Origin of the sequence: Streptomyces sp. NPDC052020 (genome assembly GCF_040680575.1) — a bacterium.
Classification (GTDB): domain Bacteria; phylum Actinomycetota; class Actinomycetes; order Streptomycetales; family Streptomycetaceae; genus Streptomyces.
On the sequence record NZ_JBFAWY010000018.1, the window covers coordinates 51,427 to 72,704 of the forward strand.

Annotated in this window: 15 protein-coding genes and 1 riboswitch; of the genes, 9 read left to right on the forward strand and 6 right to left on the reverse strand. The window is 73.1% G+C overall.

Features of this window, described 5'->3' with window-relative positions; all coding sequences use genetic code 11:
- Positions 1-94: 94 nt before the first annotated feature.
- Positions 95-325, reverse strand: coding sequence for a hypothetical protein (locus AB0L74_RS19930; RefSeq protein ID WP_365653645.1), 231 nt, complete (start codon positions 323-325; stop codon positions 95-97).
- Positions 326-767: 442 nt separating this feature from the next.
- Between AB0L74_RS19930 and AB0L74_RS19935 the strand changes: the two genes are divergently transcribed.
- On the forward strand, positions 768-2,891 hold the full coding sequence (locus AB0L74_RS19935) for a DNA topoisomerase IV subunit B (RefSeq protein ID WP_365653648.1): 2,124 nt from the start codon (positions 768-770) through the stop codon (positions 2,889-2,891).
- Between the two features lie 211 nt (positions 2,892-3,102).
- On the opposite strand, the gene AB0L74_RS19940 is transcribed toward AB0L74_RS19935, so the two are convergent.
- The 3 genes from AB0L74_RS19940 to AB0L74_RS19950 all read right to left on the reverse strand — a co-directional run bounded on the left by AB0L74_RS19940 (position 3,103) and on the right by AB0L74_RS19950 (position 6,649).
- Positions 3,103-3,783, reverse strand: a complete 681-nt coding sequence (locus AB0L74_RS19940; RefSeq protein ID WP_365653651.1) for a response regulator — start codon at positions 3,781-3,783, stop codon at positions 3,103-3,105.
- Positions 3,780-5,456, reverse strand: coding sequence for a sensor histidine kinase (locus AB0L74_RS19945; protein ID WP_365653654.1), 1,677 nt, complete (start codon positions 5,454-5,456; stop codon positions 3,780-3,782). The genes AB0L74_RS19940 and AB0L74_RS19945 overlap by 4 nt, the downstream gene beginning before the upstream one ends.
- A 248-nt stretch (positions 5,457-5,704) precedes the next feature.
- The gene (locus tag AB0L74_RS19950) at positions 5,705-6,649 is read right to left on the reverse strand and encodes a sucrase ferredoxin (protein ID WP_365653657.1); all 945 of its coding nucleotides are present in this window, start codon (positions 6,647-6,649) and stop codon (positions 5,705-5,707) included.
- A 321-nt stretch (positions 6,650-6,970) separates the two neighbouring features.
- Here AB0L74_RS19950 and AB0L74_RS19955 point away from each other — a divergent pair, with 321 nt between their 5' ends.
- Complete coding sequence (locus AB0L74_RS19955) at positions 6,971-8,065, forward strand: GTP-binding protein (RefSeq protein WP_365653660.1); 1,095 nt, start codon at positions 6,971-6,973, stop codon at positions 8,063-8,065.
- Positions 8,066-8,223: 158 nt separating this feature from the next.
- Here AB0L74_RS19955 and AB0L74_RS19960 read toward each other — a convergent pair whose 3' ends face one another.
- Entirely contained in the window at positions 8,224-10,680 is a 2,457-nt protein-coding gene (locus AB0L74_RS19960) for a DNA topoisomerase IV subunit A (protein ID WP_365653663.1), read from the reverse strand.
- 275 nt (positions 10,681-10,955) lie between these two features.
- Here AB0L74_RS19960 and AB0L74_RS19965 point away from each other — a divergent pair, with 275 nt between their 5' ends.
- The 4 genes from AB0L74_RS19965 (at position 10,956) to AB0L74_RS19980 (ending at position 15,790) form a co-directional block, all read left to right on the forward strand.
- Entirely contained in the window at positions 10,956-12,308 is a 1,353-nt protein-coding gene (locus tag AB0L74_RS19965; protein WP_365653666.1) for a pitrilysin family protein, read from the forward strand.
- Positions 12,305-13,693, forward strand: coding sequence for a pitrilysin family protein (locus AB0L74_RS19970; protein ID WP_365653669.1), 1,389 nt, complete (start codon positions 12,305-12,307; stop codon positions 13,691-13,693). Before AB0L74_RS19965 ends, AB0L74_RS19970 begins: the two co-directional genes overlap by 4 nt.
- Positions 13,694-13,905: 212 nt before the next feature.
- A riboswitch (cyclic di-AMP (ydaO/yuaA leader) is annotated at positions 13,906-14,071 on the forward strand.
- A gap of 12 nt (positions 14,072-14,083) precedes the next feature.
- Positions 14,084-14,869 (forward strand): M23 family metallopeptidase, encoded by a 786-nt coding sequence (locus AB0L74_RS19975; RefSeq protein WP_365653672.1) that lies wholly within the window; start codon positions 14,084-14,086, stop codon positions 14,867-14,869.
- A gap of 225 nt (positions 14,870-15,094) precedes the next feature.
- On the forward strand, positions 15,095-15,790 hold the full coding sequence (locus AB0L74_RS19980) for a GntR family transcriptional regulator (protein ID WP_365653675.1): 696 nt from the start codon (positions 15,095-15,097) through the stop codon (positions 15,788-15,790).
- A 273-nt stretch (positions 15,791-16,063) separates the two neighbouring features.
- Here the strand turns inward: AB0L74_RS19980 and AB0L74_RS19985 are convergent, their stop codons facing one another.
- On the reverse strand, positions 16,064-16,345 hold the full coding sequence (locus tag AB0L74_RS19985) for an HPr family phosphocarrier protein (RefSeq protein ID WP_365653678.1): 282 nt from the start codon (positions 16,343-16,345) through the stop codon (positions 16,064-16,066).
- A 176-nt stretch (positions 16,346-16,521) separates the two neighbouring features.
- Here AB0L74_RS19985 and AB0L74_RS19990 point away from each other — a divergent pair, with 176 nt between their 5' ends.
- From AB0L74_RS19990 to AB0L74_RS20000, 3 genes are all read left to right on the forward strand, one after another.
- Positions 16,522-19,368, forward strand: coding sequence for a GNAT family N-acetyltransferase (locus AB0L74_RS19990; RefSeq protein WP_365653681.1), 2,847 nt, complete (start codon positions 16,522-16,524; stop codon positions 19,366-19,368).
- 62 nt (positions 19,369-19,430) lie between these two features.
- Positions 19,431-20,027 carry a DUF5998 family protein gene (locus AB0L74_RS19995; protein WP_365653684.1) on the forward strand — a complete coding sequence of 199 codons (597 nt, stop codon included), beginning with the start codon at positions 19,431-19,433 and terminating at the stop codon, positions 20,025-20,027.
- Positions 20,027-21,265, forward strand: coding sequence for a nucleotide pyrophosphatase/phosphodiesterase family protein (locus AB0L74_RS20000; protein ID WP_365653687.1), 1,239 nt, complete (start codon positions 20,027-20,029; stop codon positions 21,263-21,265). The genes AB0L74_RS19995 and AB0L74_RS20000 overlap by 1 nt, the downstream gene beginning before the upstream one ends.
- The last annotated feature ends 13 nt before the right edge of the window (positions 21,266-21,278 follow it).

Sequence of the window (21,278 nt, forward strand, 5' to 3'; positions counted from 1 at the left end):
CCATGAGCACGGGCGGCCGCCTCTGTGGGGCACAGAGGCGGCCGCCCGTCTCCCCGGCCTGTGCCGGGCTGGCTCGTCGTCTAACGCGAGGTTGTCAGCGCTCCTCGTCGGAGGCGGATGCCGGGATGGAGGTCAGGCGCTCGGTCTCGTCCTGTATCTCAGCGGCGATCTTCTTGAGTTCCGGCTCGAACTTGCGCCCGTGGTGGGCGCAGAAGAGCAGTTCTCCGCCGCTCAGCAGGACGACGCGCAGGTATGCCTGGGCGCCGCAGCGGTCGCACCGATCAGCGGCCGTCAGCGGGCTTGCGGAAGTCAGAACAGTAGTCACGTCGCCTCTTCTCTAGCTCGACGAGCTGTCGTACCAGGGTCAACATCCAACCAGCCCCAAAACGTTCCCGCTCGTGGCATTTCCTCGAAAAATGTTTCCGAGACGGCTGGCTGCTGCCGGTTGGCGGCGAATGTGCCGTAGTGCGTGTCTGTCGTGTCGTACGGGTTCGCGCGGTCGGTCAGGGTCGGGTCCCGCCGGCTGGATTGCCGGTTGTTCATGAGGACGTGCCCGGAGCCTAAATGGTTCATGCCTCGAAGGGAACGTGATGTGTGCTTCACTCCCACGAGGGATCGAACGTGCATGCGATCGTGGACTAGTCTGAGCTGCCGGTGAGGGTGGCGTTACAACGGCTCTACCAGGCATCGGTACGCTCTCACCGGTGACTGACGCCGCGCCCTTACCCAGAAGGGCCCCATCTGAAATTCAGCGAGGAGCGAACCGCGTGACCGCCGAGACGTCCGTGCCGTCCACAGCGCTGCTGGCAGGAGCAGACCGGGACGGTTCCAACTACACCGCGCGGCACCTGCTCGTCCTCGAGGGGCTCGAGGCCGTGCGCAAGCGCCCCGGTATGTACATCGGCTCGACCGACAGCCGTGGTCTGATGCACTGCCTGTGGGAGATCATCGACAACTCCGTCGACGAGGCCCTGGGCGGGTACTGCGACCACATCGAGGTGATCCTGCACGACGACGGCTCGGTGGAGGTCCGGGACAACGGCCGGGGCATCCCGGTCGACGTCGAGCCCAAGACCGGCCTGTCCGGCGTCGAGGTCGTCATGACCAAGCTGCACGCCGGCGGCAAGTTCGGCGGCGGCTCCTACGCCGCCTCCGGCGGTCTGCACGGCGTCGGCGCCTCGGTGGTCAACGCCCTGTCCGCCCGCCTCGACGTCGAGGTGGACCGCGGCGGCCACACCCACGCCATCAGCTTCCGGCGCGGTGTCCCCGGCGCCTTCGCCGCCCTCGGGGCCGACGCGAAGTTCGAGGCCAAGAGCGGACTGCGCAAGGCCAAGAAGATCCCCAAGACGCGCACCGGCACGCGCGTGCGCTACTGGGCCGACCGCCAGATCTTCCTCAAGGACGCCAAGCTCTCCCTGGAGACGCTGCACCAGCGCGCCCGCCAGACGGCGTTCCTGGTGCCCGGCCTCACCATCGTCGTCCGCGACGAGTTCGGCCTCGGCGAGGGCGGCAGCAAGGGCGAGGAGTCCTTCCGCTTCGACGGCGGCATCAGCGAGTTCTGCGAGTTCCTGGCGAGTGACAGGCCGATCTGCGATGTCCTCCGCTTCTCCGGGCAGGGCACGTTCAAGGAGACGGTCCCCGTCCTGGACGACCACGGCCAGATGACGCCCACCGAGGTCACGCGTGAGCTCGGTGTCGACGTGGCGCTGCGCTGGGGGACCGGCTACGACAGCACGGTCAGGTCGTTCGTCAACATCATCGCCACCCCCAAGGGCGGCACCCATGTGGCCGGTTTCGAGCAGGCCCTCACCAAGACGATGAACGAGGTGCTGCGCGCCAAGAAGCTGCTGCGCGTCGCCGAGGACGACATCGTCAAGGACGACGCCCTGGAGGGCCTGACGGCGGTCGTCACGGTGCGCCTGGCCGAGCCGCAGTTCGAGGGCCAGACCAAGGAGGTCCTCGGCACCTCGGCGGCCCGCCGCATCGTGAACAACGTCGTCTCCAAGGAACTCAAGGCGTTCCTGACCTCCGCCAAGCGGGACGCCGCCCAGCAGGCCCGCGTCGTCATGGAGAAGGCCGTCGCCGCGGCCCGGACCCGGATCGCCGCCCGCCAGCACAAGGACGCGCAGCGCCGCAAGACGGCTCTGGAGTCCTCCTCGCTGCCGGCCAAGCTCGCCGACTGCCGCAGTGACGACGTCGAGCGCAGCGAGCTGTTCATCGTCGAGGGCGACTCGGCGCTGGGCACGGCCAAGCTCGCCCGGAACTCCGAGTTCCAGGCGCTGCTGCCGATCCGCGGCAAGATCCTCAACGTCCAGAAGTCGTCCGTCACGGACATGCTGAAGAACGCCGAGTGCGGCGCGATCATCCAGGTCATAGGAGCCGGGTCCGGCCGGACCTTCGACATCGACGCGGCCCGCTACGGCAAGATCATCATGATGACCGACGCCGATGTGGACGGCTCCCACATCCGCACCCTGCTCCTGACCCTGTTCCACCGCTACATGCGGCCCATGGTCGAGGCCGGCCGGGTCTTCGCCGCGGTGCCGCCGCTGCACCGCATCGAGCTCGTCCAGCCCAAGAAGGGCCAGGACAAGTACGTCTACACGTACTCGGACCGCGAGCTGCGCGACAAGCTCATGGAGTTCCAGAGCAAGGGCGTCCGCTACAAGGACTCCATCCAGCGGTACAAGGGTCTCGGCGAGATGGACGCCGACCAGCTGGCCGAGACGACCATGGACCCGCGCCGCCGCACCCTGCGCCGGATCAACCTCACCGACCTGGAGGCCGCCGAGCAGGTCTTCGACCTGCTCATGGGCAACGACGTCGCGCCGCGCAAGGAGTTCATCTCCAGCTCGGCGGCGACGCTGGACCGCTCCCGCATCGACGCGTAGCCCCCACCGCGCGGTTCGGGCCGGCCCCGGGACGGAACGGTCCCGGGGCCGGCCCGAACCGTCCGGGCGGTCCACGGCGGCCGCGCTCCGGCCGTGGGGCCCGGGCTGCCGCCGCCGCCCCGTGGTGTCCGGCGGGCCCTGCCCCCGATCGCGTAGGGCCCCCGGGACCGGGCAGCGACGCTGCCGGGGGAGAGGGGGGCGGACCCCGGTCTCAGCCGCGCGTCGCCCAGACGTACCGGTGTTCCGGGCGGCCCGCCTCGCCGTACTTCAGGGTCAGCCGGGCCCGTCCCGTGCGTTCCAGAAGCTTCAGGTAGCGCTGGGCGGTCTGGCGGCTGACGCCGGTCCGCTCGGCGACCTCCTGGGCCGACAGGGGGCCCTCGGCCCGCATCAGGGACTGCCGGACCAGCTCCGCGGTGGTGGGGGAGTGCCCCTTGGGCAGTCCGGGCTCCGACGGCGCCGACAGCGCGCCGAAGATCCGGTCCACCTCGGCCTGCTCCGCCTCACCGCCGCCGTCGAGGGTGCGGCGCAGCTCCGCGTACGCCTCCAGCTTGGCGCGCAGCCCCGCGAAGGCGAAGGGCTTGACCAGGTATTGCAGCGCGCCGTGCCGCATCGCCGCCCGCACGGTCGACACGTCCCGCGCGGCCGTCACCATGATGACGTCGGCCTGGTGGCCCCGCCGGCGCATCTCCTGGACGACCGCCAGCCCCGTCCGGTCGGGCAGGTAGTGGTCCAGGAGTACCAGATCGAGGCGGGGCAGCGTCTCCAGGCTGCGCAGCGCCTGCGCCGCGCTGTGCGCCTCGCCGGCGACGTGGAAGCCCGGCACCTTCTCGACGTAGGCGGCGTTGACCCGCGCGACCCGCGTGTCGTCGTCCACGACCAGGACCTCGATCATCGTGACTCCTCCTCGGCGGCGGTGCCCGCGGCCGCGGTCAGGGCGGGCGCCCGGACCGGGTCCGCCTCGGCCAGGGCTTCCGGCAGGACGACCGTGAACTCCGCGCCCCCGCCGTGCGCCTCGCCGGCCACCGCGCTGCCGCCCTGCCGTTCGGCCAGCCGGCGCACCAGGGACAGCCCGATGCCGCGCTGCCGGTGCGCGGGCGGCTCCTTGGTGGACCACCCCTCCGTGAAGACCAGCTCCCGGTGGTCCGACGGGATTCCGGGCCCGGTGTCGCGCACCGTGAGGACCGCGGTACGTCCCTCCGCGCGCAGTTCGACCTCCACGCGCGCGTGCCGCTCGCCCGCCACGGCGTCGAGCGCGTTGTCCACCAGATTGCCCACGATCGTGACGAGCCCCCTGGCGTCGACCAGGCGGTCCGGGAACCGGGTCCGGTCCGAGACCCACAGGGCGACGCCGCGCTCCGCCGCCACGGTCGCCTTGCCGACCAGCAGCGCGGCGAGCAGGGGGTCGAGGATCCGCTCGGTGACCTGTTCCGCGGTGGCCCGGTGGTCGCCGACCACCTCGCCGACGAACTCGACGGCGTCGTCGTACATCTCCAGTTCCAGCAGCCCCAGCAGGGTGTGCATGCGGTTGGCGTGCTCGTGGTCCTGGGCCCGCAGCGCGTCGATCAGGCCGCGTGTGGTGTCCAGCTCCCGGCCGAGCTGCTCCAGTTCGGTGCGGTCGCGCAGGGTGGCGACGGCGCCGCCGTCCCCGGTGGGCATCCGGTTGGCGACCAGGACGCGCTGACCGCGCACCGTCAGCAGATCGGTGCCGGTGACCCGGCCGGCCAGCACGTCGGCCGTGCGTCCCTCGCCGAGCGCCTCGCCGGGGGAGCGGCCCACGGCCTCGCCGCCGATGCCGAGCAGGCGCTGCGCCTCGTCGTTGAGGAGGCGGATACGGCCGGTGCGGTCCAGCGCGACGACGCCCTCGCGGATGCCGTGCAGCATGGCCTCGCGCTCCGCGAGCAGTGCCGCGATGTCCGAGAACGCCAGGTCACGGGTCTGCCGCTGCACTCGGCGCGAGATGAGCCAGGCGGCCAGCGCACCGACGGCCAGGGCGCCCCCGGCGTAGGCGAACAGCCCCGGGATCGCGTGGACCAGCCGGGCCCGGACGCTGTCGTACGCGATCCCGACGGAGACCGCCCCGACGATCTCACCGCTGCCGTCGCGCAGCGGCACCTTGCCGCGCGCGGAACGGCCGAGGGTGCCGTCGTCGATCTCCATGACCTCCCGCCCGGCCAGGGCCTGGCCCGGGTCGGTGGAGACGACGCCGCCGACCCGCCGGGGATCGGTGTGCGACCAGCGCACGCCCCGCGCGTCCATGACCACGACGTACTCCGCCCCGGTGGCCTCCCGGATCCGCTCCGCCTCCCGCTGCACCGGCCCGTCCGGCGACGGACGGGTGCCGCGCAGATCCCGGGCGATCTGCGGCTGCTGTGCCGTGGTCTGCGCGATCGCGAGCGCCCGGCGCATCGCCTGGTCGTCCAGCTGGTCACCGAGGGGCGCGAGGAACAGCCCGGTGGCGAGCACCGCGACGCCGGCGGCGATCGCCAGCTGCATGAGCAGCACCTGCGAGAACACCCGCCGAGGCAGTCCGAGGCGCAGGCGGCGTGCGGGGGGAGTGGGACGCATACCCTGACGGTACGTGGCGGCCCGGGGGGAGCCGTAGGGGGTGTGGCGCGGATCTCCGAGCCCGAGGGCGCCTCCGCGAGGGCTCGGGTTCCGGGTCCCACGCGGCCCCCGGTCACCCGGTCCCGGGCCGTTCGATCGTCCGCTTGCGCGGGGCTTGGCCGTCCGGTCCCGGGAAGCCCGGTCACCCGGTCCGCGAGGTCCGGTCACCCGGGGCCCGGTCGTCCGGGTCGCGCGCACCCCCGGCACGGTCAGCCGGCGAGCGCCGCCGCCATCGACAGCTCGCGAACCGTCAGCACCTCCATGCGGGCGGGCGAACCCAGCACCGGCGTTCCGCAGCTCTCCGGGCGGGGCGGCAGGGAGGCGCCCTGCGCCACGACGACCCGCCAGCGCCGCCCGTCGGCGTGGGCGACGGTCACCTTCCAGCGCGGGGCGGCGCCGTCCGTCCGTACGACGCTCAGCGCGTCCGCCGCGTGTTCGCCCGTCATCGCGCGCACGGCCAGCTCGGCCGCCTGGCCCGGGCGCTCCCACGCCGAGCTGCCGCGGCAGCCGTCCACGACGATCCGCCCGTCCCGCACACCGTGCAGGATCTCCTTCACGGCGTGGGCCCCCACTCGGCCGTACGCGTAGCCGTACGGCAGTACCAGCAGCGTGGGCGAGAAGCGGTGACCACCCAGATGGGTGACCTCCCAGACGCCCTCCAGGCCGGAGGCGGCGAGCTCGGCGGCCAGCGGGCGGCCGAGGAGCGCGCAGCAGCGGTCGCGCTTGCCGTTGGTGCACACCAGCGCGAGCGGTTCGCCCCTGTGGGGGCGGCCGTCGAGCGTGGCGGCGAAGGTGCGGTGGTCACCCCGGCCGAGGGCGGCGAAGTCGAGGCCGAGCAGCCGGCGCGGGTCGGTGATCGTGGCCGTGTGCAGCCAGGGATTCCCCGGAACGGTGTGCGCCGCGTACACCCGCCGCTCGGCGGGCGAGCCGCAGTCCGCGTGGCGGCCGGGGCGGCGGATGAGCGCGATGCGCACTCCCGTGCCCTTGGCGGCCTTCTCCAGAGCGAAGCCGAGTGCCGGGTCCAGGTGGCTGGAGGTGAGCGCTTTGGCACCCCACGGGCCGGGCTGTTCGACCAGCAGCCAGGTTCTCGCGGTGGCCGCGGTTCCCGCGAGGGGTTCCCGAAGGTCCCGGGAGACGGTTGAGCACGTACTCACAGAGGTGAGCCTAACCTGACTTCAGTGGCGGCGACTTTCAGCCGCGCCCGGGCGTGGCATCGGGGGCCGTCCCGGGCGCCGTGACCCTGCGGCACAGGAGTTCCCCGCCCCTGTCCAGGCATGCCCCAGGCACCCCGGGCCGCCCGTAGGGCACAGGAACCTCGCCGGGGATCCGGACCGGCCGGCGGTGGGTGCGGACCCCCGGCAGGCAGGCTTCCCGGCGCGATTCCCGCCGCTCGTATCCTGGGGCGGCATTCCGTTTTCGTTCCCGCACCGCCGCCGCGTGCCGGTGCGCGCGGCGGCGCGAGAGAGGTCGTACACGTGGGGCAGAGCCCGAGTCCGCAGATCCCGGTCGTCGTCCTCGCCGGATTCCTCGGCTCCGGTAAGACGACCCTGCTCAACCATCTCCTCCATCGCAGCGGAGGCAGCCGCATCGGTGCCATCGTCAACGACTTCGGCGCCATCGAGATCGACGCGATGGCGGTGGCCGGCGCGCTCGGCGACTCCACCGTCTCGCTGGGCAACGGATGCCTGTGCTGCGCGGTCGACACCAGCGAACTGGACACCTATCTGGAACGGCTCGCCGCTCCGGCCGCCGGCATCGACGTCATCGTCATCGAGGCCAGCGGCCTCGCCGAGCCGCGGGAACTGGTGCGCATGGTCCTCGCCAGCGAACACCCCAGGGTCGTCTACGGGGGGCTGGTCGAGGTCGTCGACGCCGCCGAGTTCGACCAGACGCGCGCGAAGCATCCCGAGATCGACCGGCATCTCGCGCTGGCCGATCTGGTCGTGGTCAACAAGCTCGACCGGACGGCCGGCGGCGACCGGGTGCTCGGCCTCGTCCGCTCCCTCACCGGCCAGGCCGCCGTCGTCCCGGCCACCTACGGCCGGATCGACCCGCAGTTCCTCTTCGACTGCCGGCCGAGCGAGGAGCGCGTCGGGCAGCTGTCCTTCGACGACCTGCACGACCACTCCGCCGAAGGGAGCGGGACCGGTGAGGAGCACACCGGGCATCCGCACACCGCCTACGACAGCCTGTCCTTCGTCTCCGGCGTCCCGCTCGACCCGCGCCGGCTGATGGCGTTCCTCGACAGCCGGCCCGAGGGGCTGTACCGGATCAAGGGGTACGTCGACCTCGGCCCCAACGACGTGCGCAACCGGTACGCCGTCCACGCCGTCGGGCGCTTCCTGCGCTTCTACCCGGAGCCCTGGCCCCCGGGCGAGCCCCGCCGGACCCAGCTGGTGCTCATCGGCACCGGCATCGACACCCCGACCCTCGGCAAGGAACTGCGGGCGTGCGAGAGCGACGCCCCACACGCCGACGAGCACGGCATGTGGGGCGTCCTGCGGTACGTCCAGGACCCGGAAGCGGACGCGGGCCCGGAGGACCCCTCCGTCGAGGACCCCTCCGTCTAGCGTCTCGCGTTTGGACCACACCGGGCTCGCGGGGTCTGGTGCCGCGCCTCGCCGCGTTGTCGTCGGTTGCCATGGCTCCGCCATGGCGCACTCCTCCGCCGTGCGATGCACGGCACCAGACCCCGCTCCCTGGTCCGGCCTGATCCGAACGAAAGACCCTAGACCGGGCCCGCCACCACCGCGACCGTCTTCGTCAGGGAGACACCCGAACCGTCGCGGCGCGGGTCGATCTCCGGCAGTTCGGCCGGGGAGCCGTTCTTCTGGGCGGCCAGCGCCGGCGTGGCGCCCGCCCAGGCCAGCGACAGGCAGTCCTCGCCCTTCAGGAACCGCTGGCAGCGCACGCCGCCCGTGGCGCGGCCCTTGCGCGGGAACTGGTCGAACGGGGTCAGCTTGGCCGTGGTCTGCACGGAGTCGTCCAGGGTGCCGCGCGAGCCCGCGGCCGTGAAGACCACCGCGTCCGCCGCGGGGTCGACCGCCGTGAAGGAGATGACCTTCGCCCCCTCGGCGAGCTTGATGCCCGCCACACCGCCCGCCGGGCGGCCCTGCGGACGCACCTGCGACGCCTGGAAGCGCAGCAGCTGGGCGTCGTCCGTGATGAAGACGAGGTCCTCCTCGCCGGTGCGCAGCTCGACCGCGCCGGCGATCCGGTCGCCCTCCTTGAGCGTGATGACCTCCAGCTCCTCCTTGTTGGCCGGGTAGTCGGGCACCACCCGCTTGACGATGCCCTGCTCCGTGCCGAGCGCCAGACCGGGGGAGGACTCGTCGAGCGTGGTGAGGCAGACCACCGCCTCGTCGTCCTCCAGGGAGACGAACTCCGCGAGCGGGGCGCCGCCCGACACGTTCGGCGCCGCCGCCGTCTCCGGGAGCTGGGGGAGGTCGACGACGTTCAGGCGCAGCAGCCGGCCCGCCGACGTGACGACACCGATCTCGCCGCGGGCGGTGGCCGGGACCGCCGAGACGATCACGTCGTGCTTGGCGCGCCGGGCGCCGGCGTCCGCCGGGAAGGGCTCCGCGTTGGCCGTGCGGGCCAGCAGCCCCGTCGAGGACAGCAGCACCCGGCACGGGTCGTCCGCCACCTGGAGCGGCACGGTGGCCGCCGCAGTGCCCGCCGACTCCAGCAGCACCGTACGGCGGTCGGTGCCGAACTTCTTGGCGACCGCGGCGAGTTCGGTGGAGACCAGCTTGCGCAGCTCCGCGTCCGAGTCCAGGATCCGGGTCAGCTCCTCGATCTCCGCGTTGAGCCGGTCCTTCTCGGCCTCCAGCTCGACGCGGTCGTACTTGGTCAGGCGGCGCAGCGGCGTGTCCAGGATGTACTGGGTCTGGACCTCGCTCAGCGCGAACCGCTCGATCAGGCGCTGCTTGGCCTGCGCGGAGTTCTCGCTGGAGCGGATGAGGCGGATGACCTCGTCGATGTCGACCAGCGCGGTGAGCAGGCCCTCGACCAGGTGCAGGCGGTCGCGCCGCTTGCCGCGGCGGAACTCGCTGCGGCGCCGCACGACGTCGAACCGGTGGTCGAGGTAGACCTCCAGCAGCTCCTTCAGGCCCAGCGTGAGCGGCTGGCCGTCGACGAGTGCCACGTTGTTGATGCCGAAGGACTCCTCCATCGGCGTGAGCTTGTAGAGCTGCTCCAGGACCGCCTCCGGCACGAAGCCGTTCTTGATCTCGATGACCAGGCGCAGGCCGTGCTCGCGGTCGGTGAGGTCCTTGACGTCGGCGATGCCCTGGAGCTTCTTGGCGCCCACGAGATCCTTGATCTTGGCGATGACCTTCTCCGGGCCGACCATGAACGGGAGCTCGGTGACGACCAGGCCCTTGCGGCGCGCGGTCACGTTCTCCACGGTGACCGTCGCGCGGATCTTGAAGGTGCCGCGGCCCGACTCGTAGGCGTCCCGGATGCCGGACAGGCCGACGATCCGGCCGCCGGTGGGCAGGTCGGGGCCCGGGACGTGCTTCATCAGGGCGTCGAGATCGGCGTTCGGATGCCGGATCAGGTGCCGGGCGGCGGCGATGACCTCGCGCAGGTTGTGCGGCGGCATGTTGGTGGCCATGCCGACCGCGATGCCGGAGGCGCCGTTGACCAGCAGGTTCGGGAAGGCGGCGGGCAGGGCCACCGGCTCCTGCTCCTGGCCGTCGTAGTTGGGGGCGAAGTCGACGGTGTCCTCGTCGATGGACTCCGTCATCAGGCTCGTCGCCTCGGCCATCCGGCACTCGGTGTACCGCATGGCCGCCGGCGGGTCGTCGTTGCCCAGCGAACCGAAGTTGCCGTGGCCGTCGACGAGCGGCACGCGCATGGAGAACGGCTGGGCCATGCGCACCAGGGCGTCGTAGATCGACGTGTCGCCGTGCGGGTGCAGCTTGCCCATCACCTCGCCGACGACGCGGGCGCACTTCACATAGCCGCGGTCGGGACGCAGGCCCATCTCGTTCATCTGGTAGACGATGCGGCGGTGCACCGGCTTCAGGCCGTCGCGGGCGTCCGGCAGAGCGCGGGAGTAGATCACCGAGTACGCGTACTCGAGGAAGGAGCCCTGCATCTCGTCGACGACGTCGATGTCGAGGATCTTCTCCTCGTACGAGTCGTCGGGCGGCGGGGTCTTCGTACTACGGCGGGCCATCGCTGCCGGCTCCTTGCTGAAGCGTGGACGGGGATCTGACGCGGACCATTGTGGACCGGGGTACTGACAGCGGCCGACGAGGACCCGTCACGGGCCGCCCGGTCCGGTGCTGCCCGCAGGGTACGCCCTCACCCCGGGCGCGCCCGTAACCGCGTGCTCGCTCTCGGCGTACGGCGGCCGGGAACTTCACCGCTGGTCCGCACGCTTGCATACAGTGGCAGGACCGGCAGGAACGCTGCGGTTCACCCGATGATTCCGCGATCGAAGGGACGTACATGCCCATGGGTCACACGGCCACAGCCCAGGCAGGCTCCGGCGGCCTGACAGCGACCGAGCACCGCCTGGCCAACGGCCTGCGCGTGGTGCTCTCCGAGGACCACCTGACCCCGGTCGCGGCGGTGTGCCTCTGGTACGACGTCGGCTCCCGGCACGAGGTCAAGGGGCGCACCGGCCTGGCTCACCTTTTCGAGCACCTCATGTTCCAGGGCTCCGCCCAGGTGAAGGGCAACGGCCACTTCGAGCTGGTGCAGGGCGCCGGCGGCTCGCTCAACGGCACCACCAGCTTCGAGCGCACCAACTACTTCGAGACCATGCCCGCCCACCAGCTGGAGCTCGCCCTCTGGCTGGAGGCCGACCGCATGGGCTCCCTGCTGACCGCCCTCGACGACGAGTCGATGGAGAACCAGCGGGACGTGGTCAAGAACGAGCGCCGCCAGCGCTACGACAACGTGCCCTACGGCACCGCGTTCGAGAAGCTGACCGCCCTCGCCTACCCGGAGGGCCACCCCTACCACCACACCCCGATCGGCTCGATGGCCGACCTGGACGCGGCGACCCTGGAGGACGCCCGCCAGTTCTTCCGCACGTACTACGCGCCGAACAACGCGGTGCTGTCGGTCGTCGGCGACATCGACCCCGAGCAGACGCTCGCCTGGATCGAAAAGTACTTCGGCTCCATCCCGTCGCACGACGGCAAGCCCGCCCCGCGCGACGGCTCGCTGCCCGACGTCATCGGCGAGCAGCTGCGCGAGGTCGTCGAGGAGGAGGTCCCGGCCCGGGCGCTGATGGCCGCCTACCGCCTCCCGCACGACGGCACGCGCGCGTGCGACGCCGCCGACCTGGCGCTCACCATCCTGGGCGGCGGCGAGTCGTCCCGCCTCTACAACCGCCTCGTGCGCCGCGACCGCACGGCCGTCGCGGCCGGCTTCGGCCTGCTGCGGCTCGCCGGGGCGCCCTCGCTGGGCTGGCTGGACGTGAAGACGTCCGGCGACGTCGAGGTGCCGGTCATCGAGGCCGCCATCGACGAGGAGCTCGCCCGCTTCGCCGAGCGGGGACCGACGGCGGAGGAAATGGAGCGCGCTCAGGCCCAGTTGGAGCGCGAGTGGCTGGACCGGCTCGGCACGGTCGCCGGCCGCGCCGACGAACTGTGCCGTTTCGCCGTCCTCTTCGGCGACCCGCAGCTCGCCCTGACCGCCGTGCGGCGCGTCCTGGAGGTGACGGCCGAGGAGGTCCAGGAGATCGCCCAGGCCCGCCTGCGCCCCGACAACCGCGCGGTGCTCGTCTACGAGCCCATCGCCCCGGAAGCCGAGACCGAGGCCACCGACGAGAACGAGGAGGCGGCCAAGTGACCGAGCTCGCCACGATGGACTTCCACCCCCAGCCGCAGGCCGGCGAGCCCAAGCCGTGGGCGTTCCCGGCCCCGGAGCGCGGGACGCTGGACAACGGCCTGACGGTCCTGCGCTGCCACCGCCCCGGCCAGCAGGTCGTGGCCGTGGAGGTGCTGCTGAACGCGCCCCTGGAGGCAGAGCCGACCGGTCTCGACGGTGTCGCCACCATCATGGCGCGGGCCTTCTCCGAGGGCACCGACAAGCACTCCGCCGAGGAGTTCGCCGCCGAGCTGGAGCGCTGCGGCGCCACCCTCGACGCGCACGCCGACCACCCGGGCGTCCGCCTGAGCCTGGAGGTGCCCGCCTCCCGCCTGGCCAAGGCGCTCGGCCTGGTCGCCGACGCCCTCAGGGCGCCCGCCTTCGCCGACAGCGAGGTGGAGCGGCTGGTCCGCAACCGCCTCGACGAGATCCCGCACGAGCTGGCCAACCCCTCCCGCCGGGCCGCCAAGGAGCTCTCCAAGGAGCTCTTCCCGGCCGACTCGCGCATGTCGCGCCCCCGCCAGGGCACGGAGGAGACGGTCGCGAACATCGACTCCGCGGCCGTACGCGCCTTCTACGAGCGGCACGTCCGCCCCGCCACGGCCACCGCCGTGGTCGTCGGCGACCTGACCGGCGTCGACCTCGACGCGCTGCTCGGCGACACCCTGGGCGCGTGGACGGGCTCGCCGGCCGAGCCGCGGCCGGTGCCCCCGGTGGTCGCGGACGACACCGGCCGGGTCGTCATCGTGGACCGCCCCGGGGCCGTCCAGACGCAGCTGCTGATCGGCCGCACCGGGCCGGACCGGCACGACCGCGTGTGGCCGGCGCAGGTGCTCGGCACGTACTGCCTCGGCGGCACCCTCACCTCGCGCCTGGACCGCGTGCTGCGCGAGGAGAAGGGCTACACCTACGGCGTGCGGGCCTTCGGCCAGGTCCTGAGGTCGGCGCCGGACGGCACGGGCGCCGCGATGCTCGCCATCAGCGGCTCCGTCGACACCCCCAACACCGGCCCCGCGCTGGAGGACCTGTGGACGGTGCTGCGCACGCTCGCCGCGGAGGGGCTCACCGACGCCGAGCGCGACGTCGCCGTGCGGAACCTGGTCGGTGTGGCGCCGCTGAAGTACGAGACCGCCGCGGCCGTGGCCAGCACGCTGGCCGACCAGGTCGAGCAGCACCTCCCCGACGACTACCAGGCCGAGTTGTACCGGCAGCTCGCCGCGACCGGCACCGTGGAGGCCACCGCGGCGGTCGTCAACGCCTTCCCGGTGGGCCGCCTGGTGACCGTCCTCGTCGGTGACGCCGCGCAGATCAAGGCGCCCGTCGAGGCCCTCGGCATCGGTGACGTCAGCGTCGTCGCGGCCGAGTAGACCGCCCGCCGGGCCCGCCCGGCGGCGCCGCGCGCGTGGGGCCCTGGTGAGGAGAAGTCACCAGGGCCCTCTTATGCCCGAATTGAGGCGGAGGTTGCCTGTCTGCCCTGTGGGATGCGCTACAAAAACGGTCTTTCGTTTGGGATTCGAAAGCCGCCCCCCTTAGCGTCTTCCCGGCTGTCCGTCAGGCAGTGCGCCGCATCCGCGGCACCGGACAGTCATCGCCGAGTCCCCGTACGGCGCGAGCCAGGGGAGCCGGGGACCCAACCGCAGTCCCTGGGGTGAATCGGACGCCCGCGCGCGCAGCGAGGGGGTCCGTAGGAGACCTTCCTGCTCCGAACCCGTCAGCTAACCCGGTAGGCGAGAGGGAAGGAAAGGACCAGTCTGTACATGGCGTTCACGCGCGCCGCCGGGAAGCACCGCCGTCCCAGCCGGATGCAGCGCACCACCGCCCGCGCGGCGGGGGTCGCGGCCCTCACCACCACCGGCGTCATCGGCACCGTGGCGGCTCCGGCGTTCGCCGCCGAGCCGGCTCCCGAGCAGACCGGCCTCACCCCGGTCGTCACCATCGGTGACTCCATCGCCGACCAGATCGACGCCCAGGCCGCCGCGCAGCGGCACGCCGCCGAGGAGGCCGCCCTGCGCAAGATGGCCGAGGAGGCCGCGCGCGAGCGGGCCGCGGAGGCCGCCGAGGAGGCGAAGGAGGCCGCCGAGAAGGCCCGCGAGGCCAAGGAGCGCGCCGCCCGCGAGGCCGAGCGCGAGCGCCTGAACACCTTCGTGATGCCGATCACCGGCTCCTACGTCTCCACCGGCTACCAGGCCGGCAGCTCCCTGTGGTCCTCCGGCAGCCACACCGGCGTCGACTTCCACGCCGCGAGCGGCACCCCCGTCCACGCCGTCGGCGCCGGCACGGTCGTCGAGGCCGGCTGGGGCGGCGCGTACGGCAACCAGGTCGTCCTCAAGATGCACGACGGCACCTACACCCAGTACGGTCACCTGTCCTCCATCGGGGTCTCGGTGGGCCAGACCGTCACCGCGGGCCAGCAGATCGGCCTGTCCGGCGCCACCGGCAACGTGACCGGACCGCACCTGCACTTCGAGGCGCGTATGTCGCCCGAGTACGGCTCGGACGTCGACCCGGTCGCCTACCTCCGCGCGCACGGCGTGTCCCTCTGACGCACCGGACGCCTCCGCGTCCCCGAGCCCCGGCCGCTTCCCGGCCGGGGCTTTTCCGCGTTCCGGGACCCGGCGGCCCCGCCGCCGATCCCATTGCCCGGCCCCGCTGACCAAAAAATACCCATGAATTACGGCCCGCCATCGGAATTTCCGGCCCGCTGTCATACAGTCAATCATCACGCGTCCATCGTCGACGTTTCACGGGGATTAAGACGGAGGTCGGTCATGCGTGTTCCGGCGCATTCGGTATGCACGGCGATCCGGGACGACATCGTCGCCGGCGTCCACGAGCGCGGCAGCCGGCTCACCGAGGAACTCCTCGCGCGCCGCTACGGAGTCTCCCGGGTTCCCGTCCGCGAGGCCCTGCGCACCCTGGAGGCCGAGGGGTTCGTGGTGACCCGGCGGCACGCGGGCGCGTGCGTCGCGGAACCGACCGAGCGGGAGGCCGCCGACCTGCTGGAGATCCGCCTGCTGCTGGAACCGCTCGGCGCCGCCCGGGCCGCCCAGCGCCGCACCGAGGCACATCTGAAGGTGCTGCGGGGCCTGGTCAGACTGGGGCAGGAGCGCGCCAGGCGGGGCGCGAGCGAGGACCTGCGCTCCCTGGGCGGCTGGTTCCACGAGACGCTCTCCCAGGCCTCCGGCAGCCCCCCGCTGATCGCGATGCTGGCCCAGCTGCGCCACAAGATCGCCTGGATGTACGTGGTGGAGGCGCCGTCCGGCCCGGTGGAGCTGTGGGCCGAGCACGGCGCGATCGTGGACGCGGTGGCGCGCGGTGACAGCGAGCGCGCGCGGGTGCTCACGGCCCAGCACACCGAGCGGTCGACGGCCGCGCACCGGCTGCGCCTGCCCGCCGCGCGCGAACGGACCGAGCCTGTGAGGACCTCGCAACACCACGTAAACACGGCTGGCCCACGGAATTAACACAGGCGCCGTATACAAAGAAGAGATATTCGGCCGCGGGCCTCTTTTTCGTTGCCGTTTCCGTGTGGGTGCCCTTTTTCGCGCCCCGGTGCGGGAAATCAGGGGAATTTCCCCAAGGGAGCGGACGTCTGCCGCGGGGAGCGAACACCCGCGGTCGGAGGAAGAGTCATCCACGCGCGAAAAAAGCGCCCGCAGGGGCCAAACGAAAGAGCCGCGCCCCGAGAGAGAGGGCGCGGCTCCGTCGCCGGGCACCAGGGTGCCCGGCAAGGCGACTCAGACGGTCTCGGGGAGCTCCTCCAGCCCCTCCGCGACCAGCTTCGCCAGGCGGTCCAGGGCGGCATCCGCACCCTCGGCGTCGGACGCCAGGACGATCTCCTCGCCGCCCTGCGCGCCCAGGCTGAGGACGGCCAGCATGGAGGCCGCGTTGACGGGGTTGCCGTCGACCTTGGCGATCGTCACCGGGACGCCTGTGGCCGTGGCGGCTCGGACGAAGATGGAGGCGGGGCGGGCGTGGAGACCCTCGGCCCAGCCGACGTTGACGCGGCGCTCAGCCATGTGATGCTGCCCTTCAGGTGTTCAGGGTTGTCTAGACCAGTTTCCCACATCGTGAAGCATGCCCGGGGCGGTCGTGCGACCGCCCCCGCGGGGCGCCGGACCGCGGCCTCGGCCCGGCGTCGTCCCCCACAGCCTGCCCCGCGCCGTTGTCCTGCGCGAGCCGTACTCTGGGGCCCATGCAGACCTCGTCGGACCGGCACGAGTATCCCGCCCACTGGGAGGCCGACGTGGTGCTGCGCGACGGCGGCACCGCGCGCGTCCGCCCCATCACCGTGGACGACGCCGAGCGCCTGGTCAGCTTCTACGAGCAGGTCTCGGACGAGTCGAAGTACTACCGCTTCTTCGCGCCCTACCCTCGCCTGTCCGCCAAGGACGTCCACCGCTTCACGCACCACGACTTCGTGGACCGGGTGGGACTCGCGGCCACGGTGGGCGGCGAGTTCATCGCCACCGTACGGTACGACCGCATCGGCGCCGACGGAACGCCCGCCTCCGCCCCGGCCGACGAGGCCGAGGTCGCCTTCCTCGTGCAGGACGCCCACCAGGGCCGCGGCGTCGCCTCCGCCCTGCTGGAGCACATCGCCGCCGTCGCCCGCGAGCGCGGCATCCGCCGCTTCGCCGCCGAGGTGCTGCCCGCCAACACCAAGATGATCAAGGTGTTCACGGACGCCGGCTACACCCAGAAGCGCAGCTTCGAGGACGGCGTCGTCCGCCTGGAGCTCGACCTCGAACCCACCGACCGCTCGCTCGCCGTGCAGTACGCGCGCGAACAGCGCGCCGAGGCCCGCTCGGTGCGGCGGCTGCTCGCACCCGGCTCCGTCGCCGTCGTCGGCGCCGGCCGCGCCCCCGCGGGCGTCGGCCGCAACATCCTGGGCAACATCCGCGACGCCGGTTTCACCGGCCGCCTCCACGCCGTGAACAAGGCGCTCCCCGACGGGCAGAAGGAACTCGACGGGGTGCCCGCCCACCGCTCGGTGCGCGACATCGACGGGCCCGTCGACCTCGCGGTGGTCGCCGTGCCCGCCGAGCAGGTCCCCGAGGCCGTCGCCGAATGCGGCGAGCACGGCGTGCAGGGCCTGGTCGTGATCTCCGCCGGATACGCCGAGAGCGGCCCCGAGGGACGCGAGCGCCAGCGCGCCCTCGTGCGGCAGGCCCGCGCGTACGGCATGCGCGTCATCGGGCCCAACGCCTTCGGGATCATCAACACCTCCGCCGGGGTACGGCTCAACGCCTCCCTCGCCCCCGAGCCGCCCCGCCCCGGCCGCATCGGGCTGTTCGCGCAGTCCGGCGCCATCGGCATCGCCCTGCTGTCCCGGCTGCACCGGCGCGGCGGCGGGGTCACCGGCGTCACCGGCGTGTCGACCTTCGTCTCCTGCGGCAACCGCGCCGACGTCTCGGGCAACGACCTCCTCCAGTACTGGTACGACGACCCGGACACCGACGTCGTCCTGATGTACCTGGAGTCCATCGGCAACCCGCGCAAGTTCACGCGCCTGGCCCGGCGCACGGCCGCGGCCAAGCCCGTGGTCGTCGTCCAGGGCGCCCGCCACCGGGCCGCGGCGCCGCAGGGGCACGCCGTGCGGGCCACCCGGCTGCCCCACGCGACCGTGTCCGCGCTGCTGCGGCAGGCCGGCGTGATCCGCGTCGACACCATCACCGAGCTGGTCGACGCGGGGCTGCTGCTCGCCCGGCAGCCGCTGCCGGGCGGACCCCGCGTGGCGATCCTCGGCAACTCCGAGTCGCTGGGTCTGCTGACCTACGACGCGTGCCTGGCCGAGGGGCTGCGCCCGCACCCGCCGCTGGACCTGACCACGGCGGCCTCGGCGCGGGACTTCCACGCGGCGCTGTCCCGCGCGCTGGCGGACGACACCTGCGACGCCGTCGTCGTGACGGCGATACCGACGGTGAGGGAGGGGCCGGCCGGCGACGCGGCGCTCGCCGAGGCCCTGAGGTCCGCGGCGGCCCGGACCCCCGCCAAGCCGGTCCTCGTCGTGCACGTCGAGCTCGGCGGGCTCGCCCAGGCCCTGTCCGCGGCGGCGAGCACGGCCCCGCAGCCCGGCCCCGCGGCCTCCGCCGGCCCCGGCAGGTCCTCCGACGTCACCGTCTTGTCGCCCCCCGCCGCCGAGGCGCCCGACGGAGCCCACGAGGCACCCGACGGAGCCCACCTGATCCCCGCCTACCCCGCCGCCGAACGGGCCGTGCGCGCCCTCGCCGAAGCCGTCCGGTACGCCCAGTGGCGCCGGGAGGCCGCCGACCCCGGCAAGGTGCCGGAGTACGAGGACATCGACGAGAAGGGCGCCGCCGGCCTGATCGACCGGCTGCTCGCGCGCGGCCAAGGACTCACGCTCGGCACGGAGGAGACCTGCGACCTCCTCGGCAGGTACGGCATCCGCGTCCACCGCGCCCTGCCCGCGCCCACCCCCGACGCGGCCGCCGCCGCCGCGCGCGGCCTCGGCTACCCCGTGGCCCTCAAGGCCACCGCCCCGCACCTGCGCCACCGCGCCGACCTGGGCGGCGTACGCCTCGACCTCGCGGACGAGGACCAGCTGCGGCGGGCGTACGACGAGCTGACCGACCTGTTCGGCACCCCCCGGGAACTGCGTCCGGTGGTGCAGGGCATGGCCCCGCGCGGGGTCGACACCGTCGTCCGGGCCGTCATCGACCCGGCGGCCGGAGCGGTGCTCTCCTTCGGGCTCGCCGGCGCCGCCACCCAGTTGCTCGGCGACACCGCGCACCGGCTGATCCCGGTCACCGACCGGGAGGCGGCCTCCCTGGTGCGCTCGGTCCGCACGGCACCGCTGCTGTTCGGCTGGCGCGGCTCGGCCCCGGCCGACACACCGGCTCTGGAGGAGCTGCTGCTGCGCGTCTCGCGGCTGGTCGACGACCACCCCGAGGTCGTCGCGGTCACCCTGGAACCGGTCGTCGTCGCCCCGCGCGGCCTGAGCGTGCTCGGCGCCTCGGTCCGCCTCGCGCCCCCGCCCGCCCGGGACGACCTCGGCCCCCGGACGCTCCCCGCCTACTGAACCCCGCCCCGGGCGGCCGGACGGCACCGAGCGGTGCCTCGCAGTCAGCGCGCCCCCGTAGGATGGACGGCATGGCCAAGACCAGTACGACGACCCAGGGGCTGCGTGCGGCGATCGAGCGCAGCGGCTACTACCCGGCCCTCGTGGCCGAGGCGGTGGAGGCCGCTGTGGGCGGCGAGCCCGTCCGGTCGTACCTGGTCCACCAGGAGACCACCTTCGACCAGAACGAGGTCCGCCGGCACGTGACCGTGCTGGTCCTCACCGACCACCGCTTCATCGTCAGCCACACCGACGAGCAGGCCGCCGACGACACCTCCCCGACGCCGTACGCCACCACGTCCACGGAGTCCGTCAAGCTCGGCCGGATCTCGTCGATCGTGGTCAGCCGCGTGGTCGCCAACCCGGAGCAGTACACGCCGGGCCGGCTGCCCCGCGAGGTCGTGCTGACCATCGGCTGGGGCGCCGTCTCCCGCATCGACCTGGAGCCGGCCGCCTGCGGCGACCCCAACTGCGAGGCCGACCACGGCTACACGGGCAGCTCGACCGCCGACGACCTCAGCCTGCGCGTCAGCGAGGCCGGCGACGGCCCGGAAACGGTGCGCCAGGCGCTGGCCTTCGCCCAGGCCCTCTCCGAGGCGACCGCGGACACCGGCCGCTGATGTCGCACCCGTCCCTCTCCGCCGCCCACGGCCGAGGACGCCCCGCGCCCGTCCCCGCCGCCTGGGACACCGAGCCGGAGCCGCTTCCCGTCGCCTCGGCCCCCGTCCCCGAGTACGGCACCGGCTCCCTCGCCGACCTGCTGCCCACGCTCGCCGCGGGGATGGGCGTCCCCGGCCTGACCGCCGCGATCCCGGAGCTGGCCCCCGCCGACCGCAACTGCGTCTTCCTGATCGACGGCCTCGGCTGGGAGCAGCTGAAGGCGCATCCGCAGGACGCCCCCTTCCTGAGCTCCCTGCTGGCCACCTCGCGCGGCGGCACGGGACGCCCCCTGACCGCCGGTTATCCGGCGACCACCGCGACCTCCCTCGCCTCCGTCGGCACCGGCCTGCCCCCCGGCGCCCACGGCATGCCCGGCTACACGGTGCGCAACCCCGAGACCGGCGAGCTGATGAACCAGCTGCGCTGGAAGCCGTGGACGGACCCGCACGCGTGGCAGCCCCGGCCCACGGTCTTCCGGCTCGCGCAGGAGGCCGGCGTCCACGCCGCCCAGGTGACCTCGCCCACCTTCGCCGACACCCCCCTGACCAAGGTCGCGCTCAGCGGCGGCACGTTCCACGGACGGCTGACCGGCGAGGAGCGCATGGACCTGGCGGCGGAGCAACTGGCCGCCGGCGACCGCTCCCTGGTCTACACGTACTACGCCGAGGTGGACGGCGCCGGCCACCGCTTCGGCGTCGACTCCGACGCCTGGCGCGGCCAGCTCGGCCATGTCGACCGGCTGGTCCAGCGCCTGGCCGAGCAGCTGCCGCCGCGCAGCGCGCTCTACGTCACCGCCGACCACGGCATGATCGACGTGCCCTTCGACGAGGAGCACCGGATCGACTTCGACGAGGACTGGGAGCTGCGCGCCGGCGTCGCCCTGCTCGGCGGCGAGGGCCGCGCCCGCCACGTCTACGCCCTCCCCGGCGCCCAGAACGACGTCCTGACCTGCTGGCGCGAGGTCCTCGGCGACCGGTTCTGGGTGGCCTCCCGGGACGAGGCGATCGCGGCCGGCTGGTTCGGCCCGCACGTCGAGGCGCGGGTGTACGACCGCATCGGCGACGTGATCGCCGCCGCGCACGACGACGTCCTGCTGATCGCCTCCGAGCGGGAGCCGAACGAGTCGGCGATGGCCGGCAACCACGGCTCGATGACCCCCGCCGAGCAACTCGTCCCCCTGCTCGAAGTGCGCACCTGACACCGCGCACGCC

What these genes read in the sequence shown, in the direction of transcription:
- AB0L74_RS19940 (WP_365653651.1), bottom strand. Translation starts at nt 3,783, where the DNA reads ATGATCGAGGTCCTGGTCGTGGACGACGACACGCGGGTCGCGCGGGTC.
- AB0L74_RS19980 (WP_365653675.1), top strand. Translation starts at nt 15,095, where the DNA reads ATGCGTGTTCCGGCGCATTCGGTATGCACGGCGATCCGGGACGACATC.
- AB0L74_RS19995 (WP_365653684.1), top strand. Translation starts at nt 19,431, where the DNA reads ATGGACGGCATGGCCAAGACCAGTACGACGACCCAGGGGCTGCGTGCG.
- AB0L74_RS19945 (WP_365653654.1), bottom strand. Translation starts at nt 5,456, where the DNA reads ATGCGTCCCACTCCCCCCGCACGCCGCCTGCGCCTCGGACTGCCTCGG.
- AB0L74_RS19990 (WP_365653681.1), top strand. Translation starts at nt 16,522, where the DNA reads ATGCAGACCTCGTCGGACCGGCACGAGTATCCCGCCCACTGGGAGGCC.
- AB0L74_RS19960 (WP_365653663.1), bottom strand. Translation starts at nt 10,680, where the DNA reads ATGGCCCGCCGTAGTACGAAGACCCCGCCGCCCGACGACTCGTACGAG.
- AB0L74_RS19985 (WP_365653678.1), bottom strand. Translation starts at nt 16,345, where the DNA reads ATGGCTGAGCGCCGCGTCAACGTCGGCTGGGCCGAGGGTCTCCACGCC.
- AB0L74_RS20000 (WP_365653687.1), top strand. Translation starts at nt 20,027, where the DNA reads ATGTCGCACCCGTCCCTCTCCGCCGCCCACGGCCGAGGACGCCCCGCG.
- AB0L74_RS19975 (WP_365653672.1), top strand. Translation starts at nt 14,084, where the DNA reads ATGGCGTTCACGCGCGCCGCCGGGAAGCACCGCCGTCCCAGCCGGATG.
- AB0L74_RS19965 (WP_365653666.1), top strand. Translation starts at nt 10,956, where the DNA reads ATGCCCATGGGTCACACGGCCACAGCCCAGGCAGGCTCCGGCGGCCTG.